Below are 16,747 nucleotides of genomic sequence, written 5' to 3' on the forward strand. Positions count from 1 at the left end.
AGCAATACAAAAGGGAGAAAATATGATGCGATCGCCATCTACTCGATTATCTAAAATTTGGCTTGTTATCTCATATTCGGTTGATTGACCCTAAATTTTGTAAGGGCGGGTTTATTGAGATATTGGTACTATGTCTGAAAATCTCTGTGAAAACCCGCCCCTACGATTTATCTCATATCCGGTTGATTGACCGTAAATTCTGTAAGGGCGGGTTTATTGAGATATTGGTACTATGTCTGAAAATCTCTGTGAAAACCCGCCCCTACGGTGATATGGTTATTTGAACGGACGTGATGTTACTACCACAATCCTCGGCGATCTGCGGGGTCGCCGTAGGGGTCTTCGCTAGCGGGACGAACGTTCCCGTACTGCCCGTAATCCGCTGGATCGCCGTAGGGGTCTTCGCTAGCGGGGCGAACGTTCCCGTACTGTCCGTAATCTGCCGATCTACCACCACCCATCATCTTCTTGGCAGCAATCGCTGCAATCCCAGCCATCGCTGCTTTTGCTAATGGATTGCTAAATAAGTTACCACCTCTTTGACCACCCATCATAGCTCCCGTAGCACCACCCATTAGCTGACCGAGTAGGTCTGGTTGTTGCTGATGAATATTACCCGTTGCGCGGGCGAGATAGTTGGGGTCTTGGAGGCGATCGTCTATGCCATCTTGGTTAAGGTCGGGAAAATCGTAGTTTTGCCCCCGCGCCTGCTGCTGAAGATATTGACCAAACTGCATCCGCTCTTGTGGAGACATGCGGCTAAAGGCTTCTTGTGCGGACTCTTGGTAAATATCAGGAGGTACGTGTCTGGATACTTGTTGATATCGATTATAAACTTCGTCGTCTGAATAGCCTTCGTGCGGTAAACCCTGTTCGTATCGATTCACGAAGTCTCTGTAGTCTCGCTCTCCATCCTGACCGCCAAACATATTTTGTAAAAAGTTCATTTTTCCTTCCTACTGTTTTATTTCACTTGCTGTTCTATACCTTTGCTGCCACGAGTGTCACAATGCTGGCGCTGGCTGCAAATCGGTCAAGTCACGACCTGTCGATCTGTTGTTATATCCTTGGAAGTCGCGGTACTGCCTCGCCTCCGATTCTGGAACTCGAATTCCCTCTGGTGGCGGCGTGACCCAATGAGGACGACCTTGAGCATCGCGATAATAAATTCTCCCGTTTTTGGAAAGGTAGTATTGTCCTTGCGGTCCTTGCCCTTTCCTATTTTTATGCTGATTGTAGATGTAGTAGAGTGCAGCAGCCCCACCCAAAATCGCGATTTTTTGTCCTGTAGACAGTCCCTTTCTTGCTTGGGGTTGGTTTGAAGGATAGGTTTGCGTTCTACCAACATTATCTGCAACAGGAGGCGGAGGTGCAGACGTGTTCGGACTGCCACCACAAGCATTAAGAATTGGCAATGTCAGTAATGCCGTTAACACCAGTGCCATTATCTGCGTCCACTTCCGGCGGGGGTGGATTTTTTCCATAGACTTTCTGTTTCTCCCGATCTAGCTAGACTGTACCGAGGGATATAGCAGTTTTGTAAATTCGCGCTGTTGGAAAAATTCTTGTTTGAGCAATGTTTGCAACACTATTTACAAACAGATTGCCTCAACAACGCAACTGCAATATTTCGTTCATCATGATTCAATAATTGGGGTAAGCCATCCTGCCAGCGATAGAAGTAGTAACTGCTACCGTATCAATCGAAATACGTACTGAAGTGGGGAATTAAAACTACGTCGCGACTTACTTTCATATAAGTCAATATTCTTGCCCAAATGCACTGTGCAATCTAGCACAAAGCCTTGCTAGCAAGATCTTTTATAGAAAAATTGAATAATTCTATAGGGATATTTCTACTGATAGATAGCAAAGTTATAGATTTCAATTTAAATTTAAAAATACATCCCTATTACATAAAAAGAAATAAGCATTAAGTTCTAAGGGATCGAGGAAGTAAATTAGAATATGGCATACGTCAATAGACCAACTAACGATGCTGTTTCTGAACGCACCGTTACCAACACTCCCGTTGTCGATTACCACGATCGCATTCGCTGGGGTCCAATTATTTCAGGTATCGTAATTGCAATAGCAACTCAGTTGATTTTAAGTGCTTTATTTGCAGCGATTGGCGCAACCAGCATTGCGGGTTCTGGCGCACCAAGAACAAACGCTGCTGATGTTGCTGGTAACGTGGGAATTTGGTCGGCTATTGGTTTGTTAATTTCTTTGTTAATTGGTGGCTGGGTGACAGCTCGTGGCTGTGGACCAATGAATCGCAGTACAGCTCTACTTAACGGTGCAATTCTTTGGGCGACTACTTTAGCTCTTAGCTCTTGGCTAGTAACCTCTGGAGTCGCGGGAGCTTTTGGTTTGGCAGCTTCTGCTGCTTCCAATGCGGCTGGAGTCATATCTAACCAAGTCCAAGGGGTTAATCCGCAAAACCTACCTAATATCAGTGCAGAACAAGCTCGTGATATTGCTAATGCTACTGCTAGAAGCTTGTGGTGGTTCGTATTTGGTTCGTTACTGGGTTTAATTGCCTCGCTGATTGGTGCTGTTGTTGGAGCGCGTAGCCCTCGGAAAACTTATGTAGAGTCTAGTGTGAGATAGGAAAAATAGTAGACATAAAAGTTCCTATTGCAATTCGTATAGACCTTCCGTGAGAGCAATGAATTAAAAAAGTCAATTTGAGTGAAGGTTGATAAGTTCGCAGGTGCGGACTTATTTTTTTAAGTACAGTTACGAGCTGATTTGCCAAAATTGGGTTACTACCCCAAGGTGGCGATCGCCCTGCTCCATCGCTCTATTATTAAAATAATCTTAATTTATCCTCAGATCGCTTTGGAACAAGAGGTATATTAAGTTTTATTGGTAAGTAATTATAGCTATTGAATCATAGCGGAATTTAAATATCAAAGACCGTAGTTTAATAAAGCCTGTTTTTAACACATTAAATTTATCTAGATTTTCATCTGATGGACTTATCTACTCGTTTTGAAAAGAACGGTACTAAAAGTATTCTTGTCTGCGATGACGTTTACGACCACGCCTTGTTACTCCAGGTTATCTTGGAGGCTGAAGGTTATGAAGTTATACTTGCAGACTCGGGAGCAGCAGCGATCGCCCAGATAGAACGAGCAAAGCCTGACCTAGTTTTACTCGATCTGATGATGCCAGGAATAGATGGGATGGAAGTCGCGCGCTGTATGCGTCAAAATTATCGCAACGATCGCATACCAGTTATTCTAGTTGCACCTAGTCGTCGCGATTCTATTTCGGTTGAATGTCAGAAGTTAGTGAGTGGAATAGTCCACAAGCCAATTGAGTGGGAGGAATTAATTCCACAAGTAGAAGCGATCTTTGCTTCCCCGTTTCCTCTGAGTAGTCAAAGAAATTCCCGCAGCTTCTCTGTTATTTGTCAGTAAATCGAAAAAAATAAAACGGTACAATGCTTCGCAGCGGCGTAGAAGCATAGGAGCGTGGCTTAAACGCCTAGACATGCTATCAAAAGTGCTGCTCTTCGTTGTAAAACAAGACTTCCGCTAAAAGTGCTAAGCCCATCAGAACAATAAAGCAGAACACAAAAAACCAAAATAGTCCTAGTCCCATCATGGCGATCGCCTCCAACCAAGCTCGTAACTTACCTGGTTCTATTGCTCAAGCAGAGTCAACACCCACACTAGGATAACAACGGTAAACGGTACTACAGCCAAAAGAAATAAAATTTTTGGTGTCAGCCTGGGATTGTGCATGACCGGGCTTAGAGTTGCTCGGACAGATTTATCCCAAAAATCAGAATTCCAGAACTTAGAATGTGAGTCTTGCTCTGCCATCTCCTCCTCCTTGACTTTAGAAGAGATATATCTTTAAATTATCGATATTTTTCAGAGACGACTCGTGTTGAAATAAAAAGTAAAAATTGAAGGAGCGATCGCCTTGAGGAGATTTCAGCAGCAGGTTAGATCGTTTGTTCTAAAGCAGTTTGCAGATCTCTTGTCAGATCTGTAATAGCTTGCTTAGCACTGCGACGACTAGTTTGATATGTTTGCCAACGATCTGAAACTGAAATTGGTTCGCCTACTGTCATTTGTACTGATTGCTTACCCAGTCGAGGACGACGAACGGTACTACTACCTTTAATTCGGGCGATCGTTTCCCACATTAACAAAGTTGTTTCGGCAAACCGCTCGATCGTCGGTTTCTCTCGAACGTACTTGCCCGTGACGGCGACAAAATTTTCTACGAGTCGCATGTGCCACATTCTCAGGTTAGCTTCCTGGGCAATGCGATCGGCTAATCCTCGCTCTACAGGAGACAGGGCTTCTACTTGCTTAATATCTTCTCGATAAATCCAATCCCAGCCCGCTTGTTCCAAACGACGACAACGTTCGATTGTACTACCTTGAGGGTGAAAGTGGAAATACTCCTCTGCTACTTTCAATGCCGCATCCATGAGTGCCTGCAACCGCGCTGCAAAATCTCGTTCGGAATCAGGTAGTTTTAATTCTGAATTATTTTCTGCTGCCACTGCATCGGTAGCAATTGCATTAGCTGAAATTGGCAATGTTTGACGGTAAAACCGAGTATAAAATTCTTCCATCAAAGACAGCAAGTGTTCGCCCAATCGATAAAGACGTTGGTAGAGGACTTCATCAGTTGAGGCATCTCCTCTTTCTCCCCCTTGCTTCAAACCACTATCTGCTTCCAATTCGCTCAATAGCTTTTCTAAAGGTTGCCAAGTAGGTTGAACGTAGGAATACTTAATTCCAATTGGCACGATGAAAACTTGTTCGGCGCGTCCGGCATTCAGCAAATCTTCAACGCCCCAAAATCCTAACTGAGCAATCCCAGGTTCCAAAGGACTGACGATTTCACCGTGTCCGTTAGTGGCTCCTTCTGGAGCGACTGCCATTGGAAAGCTGCCGTTGACTAACAAATTTCGAGCTGTTCGCAACCCGAGCCGATCGACTTTGCCTCGATGAATGGGAATGCCACCCAAGTTGGAAAATAAACAACTCACATGCGCTCCCGCCCATAAAGGAATACCGCGATCGTAGAGAAAATGTGCGTGAATTGGATGTGGCAGCGATATTTGCTGTTGGCGAGCTACCTGTGGTACTAGACGATGCAGTAAGTAAGCCATACAAAATGGATCGTCAGGGCTGGGATGCCGGAACGCCATGATAAAACGAGTTTTTCCAGCCCCAAAAGCGCGATAAAGCTCGACTAAAACTTCTGTGTTTTCTGCTTGAATGCGAGTAATTGCTGTTTGCGATCGCAGCAAGACAGGTGACAGCAGTTGAGTTAGCCGCAAAACGAAGGGATTGAGAGCTGGAGGAATAAATTCTAACGAAGGTTGGGCGCGAACCATTAACAAACCTTTGGAATCCCACTTGTTTTTATGCTAAACCATTCGTGCCGAAAGTTAGGTTGGGTAGCTGAAGTCAAAAGAGTTGCTACTTTCTCATGCTGCTAGATGCGTGCGATCGCGCATCCTGTTTCTACTGTTTGAGCAGAAATCATACAACTCATACATCAAGTTATACAGATTCCCGAACGCGATCGCTAACAATCGGTTTGCATACTGTTATAAGTAGCGTACAGAGCAACAAGCACCGAGTAACAAGCAATGAATAAGTGTCTAAGTCTCACCTTCAATTGTTAGCTAGTTAAAAGCTTTGGCAATTGTATTTAATCCTTGAATTCATCGCTAGTGGAATGGTTGAAAGCATTTACAAGCGTCGAGCCAATAATGCTTTGTCCAATTGATACTCTCCCATTTACTGGATGCATCTCTACCCAAATTTCGTAAAGTCTTAAATCTTAGTACAGCATTTATCGCAAACTTTGAGGTAAAAAAAGCATGTCTACGGCTTTCTTAAATCAAGCTTCTCTCGATCTACGCGAACCTGTATTTGCCAAGATTAGGAAGGGTTCGTGGTGGCTGCGATCGATCGCATTGGTAGCGACAGACTATACTCTTCTACTTCTTGCTTGGATCGTCTCGGAAAATTATGCTTATTGGAATTTCTCCGATCGCGCGCATGATTCTTGGCAGATGATATTACTAGCTGTTACCGTTCAAATAGTAGCACTAGCCCTTCAAGGTTCTTATCAGTTAGGAAAAAAGCGTTATCGATATCTAAATATCATAAAAACGCTCATTTTTGCTCATGGATTAATACTACTATTTGGTTTTCGATCTCAGTCAATTTTTGATAGTAATCGTTCGACTCTGATTTTATCGTTATTAACAAGCATCTTTTTTGTTTGCGCTGGAAGATTATCCGTTGATTTCTGTTTTAACCATCTTCATCAACGGAGAATTCTAGATCGCGATTCAGTTTTTGTGATTTGCGATCCTGAAAATTACGAACAATGCCTTACAACTATTAAGGAAGAAAATCGTTACACGATCCGTGGGATGGCAAGTCCTAAAGCATTAGATAGATATTCGCGTCGAGAGACATTGGAACAGTTGAATAAATTAGGTATAACAGAAGTCTTTGTCTCTTGGGATGCAATTAAAAACAGAATGTTTCTACGCTGGCTGTTTCAAGCATCTGGGATAGCACTGCATATTTTACCAATGGAGTTAAAGCCAATTTATAGAGACATTGAGTTTAAAAAGATTGGAGGAATGACCTGTCTAAGTTTTGACTGCCCGGTAATTACTGGAAAAGATTTTTGGCTGAAGCGAATCATGGATTTTATTGCTGCTGCTTTATTTATCGCTTTCACCTTTCCCATTTACATCGCGATCGCTATAGCTATCAAACTAGATTCTCCCGGTTCAATATTTTTCAAACAAACTCGTATAGGTCTACATGGAAAACCATTTCAAGTGTGGAAATTCCGTACCATGAAGGCTGATGCAGAAAAATTTCAAAAAGAGTTAGAAGCTTTAAACAACACCAAAGATGGAATTTTATTTAAAATAAAAGACGACCCTCGCATTACTCGAATTGGTAAATTTCTCCGTCGTTACAGCTTAGATGAATTACCACAACTGTTTAACGTTCTGTTGGGAGAAATGAGTTTAGTTGGTCCCCGCCCTTTGCCAATTAGAGATGTAGAAAAGTTTTCCGAGCAACATTTTATCCGACAAGAAGTTTTACCTGGTGTTACAGGTCTTTGGCAAGTTTCAGGTCGTTCTAACATCTTAGATTTCGATCAAGTTATAAAGCTCGATCTCAACTACATTGAAAATTGGTCGCTTGGCTTAGATTTTGAGATCGTACTCAAAACAGTGCAGGTAGTTTTGAAGAAAGAGGGCGCTTACTAAAAATTGTATATACCGATACAGATTAGAAAAAGAAAAATCAGTAGAAGTACGATTGAGAAAGTATTATGTTTACTAAAAAAGATTTTGAACCATCGGTTTCGATCCAGTCTTCACTCGCTTACTGGAAACAACAATTAGCAGGTGTGTCACCTTTGTTATCACTCCCTACCGATCGACCGCGACGCACAGATAGAACTTATCTAGGTAGTTCTCAATCGTTTGTGCTGTCTCGAAAATTAACAGCCGCACTCAGCTTATTAAGCAGACAGGAAGGTGTCACCTTATTTACAACTTTACTAGCAGCATTTGATACATTGCTTTACCGCTATACAGGTACGGAAGATATCATAGTAGGTTCTCCTGTTGTCAACCAAAATTATTCCTCGATAGACTTGACTTTTATTAATGCTCTAGTTCTTCGCACCGACCTGTCTGGAAACCCCAGTTTTCGACAATTACTAGAGCGAGTACGGAAAGTTATTTCGTCAGCGCAAAATCATCAAAATGTCCCTCTTTCAATCTTAATAACAGAATTAAATTTGGAGGTAGACCCAAGTTATTCACCTTTATTTCAAGTAACATTTACTTTTAACGAAAATGTTTTTTTACAAGACATCGAGCTTTCTAGCTTGGCTACAAGTCCTTGGGGAATAGAAGATAACACAGCAAAGATGGATCTAGCTTTGTTAGTAGAACAAAATAGTCAAGGATTAAGGGGAAAGTGGTTATATAACGCTAGTTTATTTGATTCAGGCACGATCGATCGGCTGAACGGGCATTTCCAGACTTTACTAGCAAGTATAGTTGCTAACCCACAACAGCCCATTTCTGAATTATCTCTTCTAACTACAAAAGAGCAACAGCAGCTACTCGTAGAATTCAATAACACCCAGACAGACTATCCCCGAGATAAATGCATCCATCAGTTATTTGAGCAGCAGGTAGTACAAAATCCAGAAAGAGTTGCTGCGATCTTTGAAGAACAACAGTTAACCTACGGCGAGTTGAATGCAAAAGCCAACCGACTAGCTTGTTATTTACAACAACATGGTGTAAGTCCCGATGTTTTAGTGGGTTTGTACGTAGAGCGATCGCTCTTAATGATGGTGGCGTTGCTGGGAATTCACAAGGCAGGCGGTGCTTACGTTCCCCTCGATCCTAATTTTCCACCAGAACGCATCAGCTTCATGCTGCAAGATTCCCAAGCTCCGGTTATCGTGACACAGCAGAAGCTAATACCAAATCTGGTTGTCGAACCAAATGTGCGAATTATCGCGATCGATACGATGTGGGATGAGATTGAGCAACAGGCGATCGCCAATCCCGATAGTGGCGTGAAGCTAGAAAACTTGAGCTATGTTATCTATACCTCTGGTTCTACAGGTAAGCCGAAGGGCGTGATGGTAGAACACCGTAATGTAGTCAATTTCTTTACGGGAATGGATGGAGCGATCGAGCATAACCCTCCTGGGGTCTGGTTAGCGGTTACGAGTTTGTCCTTTGATATTTCGGTTTTAGAGCTGTTTTGGACGCTGGCGCGAGGATTTAAGGTCGTCATCTACGATCCCAAGAAAGAGCGTACCGCTACTGTCAAACCGTCATCGCTCCAGAATGCAGACATGTCAGTTGATACCGATCTGGTTTTGTCTCAACTACCACTACTCGATCGCGTTAAGGTACAGTCCAATCTGCCCGTGACTGAAGCCGCAACACAGAACCACTCTGTGGCTGGACTGATCGCTCGCCATCAAGTGACACACCTGCAATGCACTCCATCAATGGCGGGTTTATTAATTGCCGATCCCCCTACCCGCAGAGCGATGAGACAGTTGCGTCAGATGATGGTTGGTGGCGAAGCTCTGACCGAAGCCTTAGCGCTTCAACTCCAGCAGATTGTCGCAGGACAAATTCACAATATGTACGGTCCTACAGAAACTGCTATTTGGTCGGCAACTCATACGCTGACGCAAGTGAATGGAATCGTTCCCGTCGGTCGTCCAATTGCCAACACCGAACTGTATATTTTAGATAAGAACGGTCAACCGGTTCCCGTAGGAGTCGCAGGCGAACTCCTAATCGGGGGCGAAGGTGTGACTCGCGGTTATCTGAACAGACTGGAGTTAACCCAAGAGCGGTTTATTCCCAATCCTTTCAGTCAAAATCCGACAGATCGTCTCTACCGCACTGGAGACTTAGCGCGCTATCGGATGAATGGTAATGTAGAATTTCTCGGTCGCATCGACTTTCAAGTGAAAGTGCGGGGCTATCGCATCGAATTAGGGGAAATTGAAACAATTTTGAGTCGCCACGAGGCAGTTCGAGAAGCAGTCATTGTTGTTCGCGAAGATGTACCGGGTGACAAGCGCCTGGTTGCCTACGTACTACCACAGCTAGGACAACAGCCTGTCAATGCACAGTTGCGAGAATATTTACTGGCTCAGTTGCCTGAATACATGGTTCCCTCAAACTTTGTGATGTTGGAGGCTTTTCCCCTCACACCGAATAATAAAGTCGATCGCAAAGCTTTACCAGCATTGGTGCAGGTTCGGCAACAACTAAAAGAAACATTTGTAGCTACTCAAGATGAGTTGGAGCTGAAGCTAACGAAAATTTGGGAAAAGGTTTTAGGCATTCAACCTATTAGCTTGAAACACAACTTCTTTGAATTAGGAGGCAACTCGCTAATAGCTGTACGCCTATTTGCTGAAATTGAAAAAACTTGGAGTCGAAACCTTCCTTTGGCTACCCTTTTTGAGCGACCCACAGTTGAGAAACTTGCCGATCTTCTGCGTCAGGAAGAATCTTCAGTTGTTTGGTCGTCACTTGTGCCAATTCAACCCAATGGCTCGAAACCACCTTTGTTCTGCATTCATGAAATGATTGGTGACGTTCTAAAGTATTATCCTTTAGCAAATTATTTGGGTTGCGAACAACCAGTTTATGGACTACGAGCGCAAGGACTAGATGGTAAACAAGAGCCTCTTCGCCGAGTTGAAGATATGGCGAACCACTATATCGATGAGATCCGCAGCTTTCAGCCTAATGGTCCTTATTTTTTAGCAGGATTCTCGTTTGGTGGACTAGTGGCATTTGAGATGGCTAGGACACTTCATGCTCAAGGACAGAAAGTAGCTCTACTAGCATTATTCGATACTAGCTCTCCTAACTTGGTAGAAACTAATCGATCGCTTGTTAAATTCATGCGAGTTCATTTAAGTAATCTTTGGCAACTCAAATCTAAAGAAAAATTAGGATACGTTGAGAATTGGGTGCAGTGGAAGTTGCACAAGGGAAGTTACAAAGACTTTATATCTAGGCGTTTATCCGATCCACTCAAAAATGGCAAAGTCATTGACTATAATTTCCAAGCTGTTAAAGAATATATCCCCCAAGTTTACCCAAAACAAGGAAAAGTTACTCTCTTTCGTTGCAAAGTACAGGATGTAAAATTTGCCGATCGTTCTGATTTGGGTTGGGGTGAATTGATATCTAATGGCTTAGAAATCGAGCATATTCCTGGAGATCATCTTAGTTTGTTAAAGGAACCTGTTGTCCAATTGGTTGCTGAAAAATTGAAGTTTTATCTAGAGCAAGCTCAAACAGAGAAATTATTATCGATTGATTAACCTATCAGCTAGCTTGATTTATCTCAAAATAGTCAATTAATAATGTCAGAACAACGCAAACTAGTTACAAATTCTCTCTCAATGCTGGTCAATAGGTTAACACAGGGTGTAGTAGCCTTTGTATTAACAGCAACTATTGCTCGCACACTTGGAGCCTATGCATTAGGGCAGTATTTACTAGCATTTAGCTACTACTATATGTTCATGAGCATAGTTTCTCAAGGGCTAAAAAACTTTTTTACGCAGCAACTATCTCGCGACCTTAAAGAAATGCCAGTTTATCTGGTCAATGGAACTTTACTGCAATTATTTTTCAGCATCATTGGTTATTTAGCCCTAGTTGCTGTAGTTTCTGTACTACCCTACAGTTCTGATACTTCGACTGTTTGCTACATTATGGGGTTAACTATTATCCCCTTTTCACTTTCCAACATTACAGAAGCAATTTTTCAAGCACAAGAAAAAATGCACTTGATTGCATTATCCACCGTGCCTATTTATATATCGCGCTTGCTCGTAATGATTTGGGCAATTAACCTTAAATATGGAGTCGATCGCCTTGCTGCGATCGTGGTGATTTCCGAAACCATAATTTTGCTAATCGAGTGGTGCTGTGCGTTCAAAGTGAGCAGTGTCAAATGGCAAATTAGACCAGCATTTATTTGGAAAACGGTTAAAAGATCTCGGACATTTTTTGCAATTGAAGCAATGGGAATAATTGCAAATAAAATGCAAATACTTATTTTGTCAATTTTAGGTAGTGAATCATTAGTTGGTATTTATGGTGCGATTGAACAATTGATTCAACCTTGCTATATTGTTTGTGATAGCATTCTTTTAGCTGCTTTTCCTAAAATGTCAAAAGTGGTAAAACTAGGAAGAGAAAAGCAACGTCAGCTTGGAGAACAAATTATTCAGATTTTACTGTGTTTTATCCTGCCTTTAATAGCTGGAATGTTGTTACTAGCTGGTAATTTGTTTGATTTCCTTTACCAAGATCCCACTTTCAAAGACGCACTGCTACCTTTCGATATAGTTGTATTGGCACTGTTAATATTTCCTTTCTCCAAAAGCTGTGGATATATTTTAGTGGCGAATGGTTATGAAAGATTTCACTTAATAGAAGTGTTCGTTACTACTATTTTGGGAGGGCTGTCGGGCATATTTTTGATTTCGCAATATAAGTTGTTAGGTGCAGCATATATGGCTATAGTTATTTCTTTGAGTAGTGCTGGTGTACTTACTTATGCTGTATATAACCGCTTGTTTTCATTCAATTTATGGAAAATAATACGTCGTCCAATAATTATTAGCGTTTTAATTTCACCCGTTTTCATTTTTCTAAAAGCACTCAATTTACATTTTTTGACAGTTTTATTTATAGCTACTTGTGTATATGTAATGTTAATTGCGTCATTCAACGTTCAAGCATTAGTTAACTTCGGTTCGACATATACCAAGTTTTTTAAAAAAAGTAATATTTAGTTGAGAGGATGAGGATTAGCAATGTTAGAGAGCAATAGTGGATTTATGAATGAGAATATTCAAGCAGTTGTTAGTGTCGTTATTCCTACACGCAACAGACCATATATTGTTAGCAAAGCAGTCACAAGTGTTTTGGCTCAAACAATTAAATCGATAGAGGTAATTGTGGTAGTAGATGGACCGGATGAGGCTACAGTCAACAAACTTAAGCAGATAGAAGATACACGACTCAGAGTCATAGCGTTACCAGTTAATCTTGGTTCTTCAGGTGCTAGAAATGTTGGTGTTAGAGAAGCTAAAGGTACTTGGATAGCTTTTCTTGATGATGATGATGAATGGCTACCCGAAAAAATCGAGCGTCAACTAGAAGTAGCATATCAGTCATCTTACGCTTTTCCTGTTGTTTCCTGTCGCTTCTTTGCTAATACTTCAGAAGGTCAATTAATTTGGCCCAAAAGACTACCACTTCCCTCTGAACCTGTAAGCGAATATTTATTTGTACGGAACTCTTTATTTGTTGGAGAAACCTTTATAGCTACTTCTACAATTTTGACTCGAAAAGAATTATTAGAAAAAATACCTTTTAACGAGAATTTACCAAGACACGAAGATTTTGACTGGTTGGTTAGAGTTAGTGTCACTGAGGGTGTAGGAATCGAGTTTGTGCTTGAACCTATGGCTATTCTCGATGTTGTATGGGTTTCAAAGCGTAAAAGCTTAAGTAACATCAATAAGTGGCAATATTCTTTAAATTGGGTTCGTTCTGTCCGGGATATAGTTACGTCACGAGCATATTCAGCCTTGGTAACAACAGTTGTGAGCGCGCAAGCTGCATCCGATCGAGATTTTCGAGCTTTTATACCTCTTTTGTGGGAAGCAATAAAATTTGGTAAGCCCAGATTTCTAGATATTTTATTATATTTCTCAATGTGGCTGATCCCTAGAGATTTTCGGCAATTACTACGCTTTATCTTCAATAAAAATTTTGGAAAAATAACTCAACAAACACTTTTCAAAAAGCATGTATAATCCCGGCATGTATTTCTCTAAATTGGTTGTACGTAACCCGCACTGTAATTCTAGAGATATTTTATAACAGTTAACTTACCTCTACGTTCTATTTATGAGTAAACGCCTCATACTGATTGAGAAGATATTTACAGTTGTTTCTTTACTCCATTACACGGGAGGACCCCTAGCTGTAATTTTATCAGGAGGAGCAAGCGAAGGAAATAATTTAGTCGCAACACCTGATTATGCCTTGATTCAATTTCTGTTCTTTATAAACTTTTCAATCTCCTTTTTTTTATTAGTTTTGCGATGGAAGAAAACGATTAAATCTCTCACTCAAGGTAAACATATAACAGTATTATTAGGGCTGTGTTTTGTCTCCTTGTTGTGGTCGGCTGCACCAACTGTTACCTTAGTGCGTAGTGTAGCAATACTCGGTACTAGTTTATTTGGAATTTACTTAGCTACTCGCTATAGCTTAAAGGAGCAACTTCAATTACTAGCTTGGACATTCGGAATAGTCATTGTTTTTAGCATTATATTTATTGTATTTTTACCCAGATATGGATTAATGTCAGGGTTGCATACAGGAAAGTGGCGAGGAATATTTGCTCACAAAAACGTTCTTGGAAATTTGATGGTTTTGAGTAGCATGGTTTTTCTACTTGTAGCCCTCAACGAACGAAAATATAAAATTTTACTTTGGGGAGGCTTTGCATCTTCTACAGTTATCTTATTACAGACAAAATCCTCTTCATCACTCATTATTTTTTTTATTATTATGTCTGTATTCTTGACAATAAGATCGATACGTATGCCATACGTATTGACGATCCCTACACTACTTTTGCTAGCTTTAATAGGACAAATTTTATATCTATGGCTAGCAGATAATACAACATATCTACTAAGTTCAATTGGTAAAGATACAACGCTTACTGGTCGTGTAGACCTTTGGCCAGCAGTGTTAGATAAAATTTGGCAACGCCCTTGGTTAGGCTATGGATACAGTGGATTCTGGGGTGGTTGGGATCGTGAGTCTGCTTATGTATGGAGAGTAACAGGATGGACACCCCCAAATAGCCACAATGGTTTTTTAGATCTCTGGTTAGATTTAGGTATTTTAGGATTACTTATTTATCTTCTAGGTTTTTTGGCAAGTTTTTTGAAGAGTTTAGTTTGGGTACGCATCAGTAGAACATCAATTAGTTTGTGGCCCGTTATGTACATCATCTACTTTTGGCTATCTAACCAAACTGAGACTACTCTATTGAAACAAAATGAGATTTATTGGCTGCTTTATGTCACAGTAATATTTTCAATGGCTGTCTCATCTAATCGCTTAGAAAGGAATAATTTAAATTATTTTAAATAAATTTTTGCTCTATAAAATATAAAGCAAATACAAGCAATTGAATGCGGAAAGACAATTTAAAATTCTTAAAATCCAAAACTTGAAAAATTATGAAAATCGTTCAAATTGTAACTCAAATGGAATCTGGTGGAGCGCAACGAGTAGCAATTTTGCTCAATAAAGCTCTCCAAAGTCGAGGATATGATGCGGAAGTTTGGTTTTTATATCTCAAACGTCCTACTTACGTTAACGATTCGGGAGTCAGGGTTTTACTAGAACATAAACCTTCGGGATTGGAATATTCAAAAATTTTTAGCAAATTACAACAAATGCTACGCTTCCACCAACCAGATGTTGTGATTACTCATACTCACTATGCAAATTTAATAGGACAATTAGCTTCCAAACTATGTACTGTTCCTAAACGGATAGCGGTTCAACAAAATCCTATGTCTAGTTATCCTTGGCTAGCACGTTGGGGTGATTGGCTGTTTGGTAGCACAAATATTTATTCCTATAACATAGCTGTTTCTCAAGCAGTAGTAGACTCTGCTACTAAATACCCAAGTGCATACAAACAAAAGCTGAACATTATTTACAACGGCACAAATTATCCAGATATTGAAGTTTCTCCTCAAGAAGTTCGGAAGTTTTGGGAACTGCCTGAAAATGCTCCTCTACTAATTAATGTAGGTCGGTTGTCGTATCAGAAAAATCAACAAATTTTATTGGAAGCACTAGCACGAATCGACGATGCTCACCTTGTAATACTAGGAGAAGGGGAATTACGCGAGAATTTGCAGCAGAAAACTATTGAATTGCAATTGCAACAGAGAGTTCATTTTTTAGGAGAGTTGCCGTCTCATCAGGTATTTTCCTTACTTCGTGTTGCTAATGTCTTTGTATTCCCTTCTTTATTTGAGGGTACGCCGATGGCTTTGGTAGAAGCTATAGGTGCAGGGCTACCTGTAGTAGCAAGCAATATTCCTGTTATGCACGAAGTACTAGAAGATGCGGGAATATTTGTTTCTCCTGACAACGCTAAACAATTAGCCACTAGTATTCAACAAATTTTGGATTTTCCAGAACTAGCCCAGAGCTTAAGCCTACGTTCATTAGAACGGGCGCGCATTTTTAGTTTAGAAAACATGGTAGACGCTTATGAAAAACTTATTTGCTGAGTCTTCATCCATTCAATCTCTAAAACTGTTAGGGATTACGGTTAATGCTTTGTCTATGCCTCAGTTAAATGCTCTAATTGCTAACGCTATTAACCTTAACAAACATTGGATAATTGCCAACCATAACATGCATAGCATCTATCTCTACCATCATGACGCTAAAATGCGGGCTTTCTACGCCAAGGCAGATTACACCCATGTTGATGGTATGGCATTAGTATTGATGGGGCAGTTTTTAGGTCTTCCCTTGAAACGAGAACACCGGGTTACATATGCAGATTGGATAGAACCGCTCATAACTGAGGCGGCTTACCAGGGATGGCGGGTATTCTATCTTGGTTCTAAGCCTGGGGTAGCTGAACAGGGAGCTAAGAGCTTGAAGGATAAATTTCCCAACTTACAAATAGCTACGGGAGATGGCTACTTTGATGCACAGTTAAATAGTTCAGAAAATTGCGATCGCTTGGCAACAATTAACGCTTATCAACCTCACATCTTGATGGTGGGAATGAGTATGCCACGACAAGAACATTGGATTCTAGATAACCTAGAACACCTCTGTGTTAACGTCATTTTACCATCAGGGGCAGCTATAGATTATATTGCAGGGACAGTTCCTACCCCACCAAGATGGTCGGGAAAATGGGGATTAGAGTGGCTATTTCGATTAGTAGCAGAACCAGGACGATTATGGCAACGCTATTTGGTTGAACCGTGGCTTTTATTGAAACTACTGTTATCAGAAGGGTGGATAAAACTTATAGGAGGTTAATATCAGAATCTTACTATTGATTTAGGT

The 16,747-nt window shown here is 40.9% G+C and carries 12 protein-coding genes; 9 read left to right on the top strand and 3 right to left on the bottom strand.

Going from position 1 to position 16,747, the window contains the following annotated elements:
* Window positions 1-299: 299 nt before the first annotated feature.
* Window positions 300-947, bottom strand: coding sequence for a hypothetical protein (locus CHRO_RS10435; RefSeq protein ID WP_015154173.1), 648 nt, complete (start codon window positions 945-947; stop codon window positions 300-302).
* Window positions 948-1,004: 57 nt separating this feature from the next.
* Window positions 1,005-1,484, bottom strand: a complete 480-nt coding sequence (locus CHRO_RS10440; protein ID WP_041462430.1) for a hypothetical protein — start codon at window positions 1,482-1,484, stop codon at window positions 1,005-1,007.
* A gap of 484 nt (window positions 1,485-1,968) precedes the next feature.
* Between CHRO_RS10440 and CHRO_RS10445 the strand changes: the two genes are divergently transcribed.
* Together CHRO_RS10445 and CHRO_RS10450 are read left to right on the top strand one after the other, a co-directional pair.
* Complete coding sequence (locus tag CHRO_RS10445; protein ID WP_015154175.1) at window positions 1,969-2,616, top strand: hypothetical protein; 648 nt, start codon at window positions 1,969-1,971, stop codon at window positions 2,614-2,616.
* Window positions 2,617-2,981: 365 nt separating this feature from the next.
* A complete protein-coding gene (locus tag CHRO_RS10450; RefSeq protein ID WP_015154176.1) occupies window positions 2,982-3,431 on the top strand; it encodes a response regulator in 450 nt (149 codons plus the stop codon).
* A 533-nt stretch (window positions 3,432-3,964) separates the two neighbouring features.
* On the opposite strand, the gene CHRO_RS10455 is transcribed toward CHRO_RS10450, so the two are convergent.
* Entirely contained in the window at window positions 3,965-5,377 is a 1,413-nt protein-coding gene (locus CHRO_RS10455; protein ID WP_015154179.1) for a 1-acyl-sn-glycerol-3-phosphate acyltransferase, read from the bottom strand.
* A 492-nt stretch (window positions 5,378-5,869) separates the two neighbouring features.
* Here CHRO_RS10455 and CHRO_RS10460 point away from each other — a divergent pair, with 492 nt between their 5' ends.
* The 7 genes from CHRO_RS10460 (at window position 5,870) to CHRO_RS10490 (ending at window position 16,720) form a co-directional block, all read left to right on the top strand.
* A complete protein-coding gene (locus CHRO_RS10460; protein WP_015154180.1) occupies window positions 5,870-7,291 on the top strand; it encodes a sugar transferase in 1,422 nt (473 codons plus the stop codon).
* Window positions 7,292-7,356: 65 nt separating this feature from the next.
* On the top strand, window positions 7,357-10,917 hold the full coding sequence (locus CHRO_RS10465; protein ID WP_015154181.1) for a thioesterase domain-containing protein: 3,561 nt from the start codon (window positions 7,357-7,359) through the stop codon (window positions 10,915-10,917).
* 42 nt (window positions 10,918-10,959) lie between these two features.
* Window positions 10,960-12,402: an oligosaccharide flippase family protein gene (locus tag CHRO_RS10470; RefSeq protein WP_015154182.1), complete on the top strand. Its 1,443-nt coding sequence runs from the start codon at window positions 10,960-10,962 to the stop codon at window positions 12,400-12,402.
* Window positions 12,403-12,423: 21 nt separating this feature from the next.
* Window positions 12,424-13,431 (top strand): glycosyltransferase family 2 protein, encoded by a 1,008-nt coding sequence (locus tag CHRO_RS10475; protein WP_015154183.1) that lies wholly within the window; start codon window positions 12,424-12,426, stop codon window positions 13,429-13,431.
* Window positions 13,432-13,525: 94 nt separating this feature from the next.
* Window positions 13,526-14,788, top strand: a complete 1,263-nt coding sequence (locus CHRO_RS10480) for an O-antigen ligase family protein (protein WP_015154184.1) — start codon at window positions 13,526-13,528, stop codon at window positions 14,786-14,788.
* An 89-nt stretch (window positions 14,789-14,877) separates the two neighbouring features.
* The gene (locus tag CHRO_RS10485) at window positions 14,878-15,948 is read left to right on the top strand and encodes a glycosyltransferase (protein ID WP_015154185.1); all 1,071 of its coding nucleotides are present in this window, start codon (window positions 14,878-14,880) and stop codon (window positions 15,946-15,948) included.
* The gene (locus CHRO_RS10490) at window positions 15,929-16,720 is read left to right on the top strand and encodes a WecB/TagA/CpsF family glycosyltransferase (RefSeq protein WP_015154186.1); all 792 of its coding nucleotides are present in this window, start codon (window positions 15,929-15,931) and stop codon (window positions 16,718-16,720) included. The genes CHRO_RS10485 and CHRO_RS10490 overlap by 20 nt, the downstream gene beginning before the upstream one ends.
* The last annotated feature ends 27 nt before the right edge of the window (window positions 16,721-16,747 follow it).

Origin of the sequence: Chroococcidiopsis thermalis PCC 7203 (assembly GCF_000317125.1) — a bacterium.
In the GTDB taxonomy this organism is placed as follows: Bacteria; Cyanobacteriota; Cyanobacteriia; order Cyanobacteriales; family Chroococcidiopsidaceae; genus Chroococcidiopsis; species Chroococcidiopsis thermalis.

What these genes read in the sequence shown, in the direction of transcription:
- CHRO_RS10440 (WP_041462430.1), bottom strand. Translation starts at nt 1,484, where the DNA reads ATGGAAAAAATCCACCCCCGCCGGAAGTGGACGCAGATAATGGCACTG.
- CHRO_RS10435 (WP_015154173.1), bottom strand. Translation starts at nt 947, where the DNA reads ATGAACTTTTTACAAAATATGTTTGGCGGTCAGGATGGAGAGCGAGAC.
- CHRO_RS10450 (WP_015154176.1), top strand. Translation starts at nt 2,982, where the DNA reads ATGGACTTATCTACTCGTTTTGAAAAGAACGGTACTAAAAGTATTCTT.
- CHRO_RS10475 (WP_015154183.1), top strand. Translation starts at nt 12,424, where the DNA reads ATGTTAGAGAGCAATAGTGGATTTATGAATGAGAATATTCAAGCAGTT.
- CHRO_RS10460 (WP_015154180.1), top strand. Translation starts at nt 5,870, where the DNA reads ATGTCTACGGCTTTCTTAAATCAAGCTTCTCTCGATCTACGCGAACCT.
- CHRO_RS10445 (WP_015154175.1), top strand. Translation starts at nt 1,969, where the DNA reads ATGGCATACGTCAATAGACCAACTAACGATGCTGTTTCTGAACGCACC.
- CHRO_RS10470 (WP_015154182.1), top strand. Translation starts at nt 10,960, where the DNA reads ATGTCAGAACAACGCAAACTAGTTACAAATTCTCTCTCAATGCTGGTC.
- CHRO_RS10480 (WP_015154184.1), top strand. Translation starts at nt 13,526, where the DNA reads ATGAGTAAACGCCTCATACTGATTGAGAAGATATTTACAGTTGTTTCT.
- CHRO_RS10485 (WP_015154185.1), top strand. Translation starts at nt 14,878, where the DNA reads ATGAAAATCGTTCAAATTGTAACTCAAATGGAATCTGGTGGAGCGCAA.
- CHRO_RS10455 (WP_015154179.1), bottom strand. Translation starts at nt 5,377, where the DNA reads ATGGTTCGCGCCCAACCTTCGTTAGAATTTATTCCTCCAGCTCTCAAT.
- CHRO_RS10490 (WP_015154186.1), top strand. Translation starts at nt 15,929, where the DNA reads ATGAAAAACTTATTTGCTGAGTCTTCATCCATTCAATCTCTAAAACTG.
- CHRO_RS10465 (WP_015154181.1), top strand. Translation starts at nt 7,357, where the DNA reads ATGTTTACTAAAAAAGATTTTGAACCATCGGTTTCGATCCAGTCTTCA.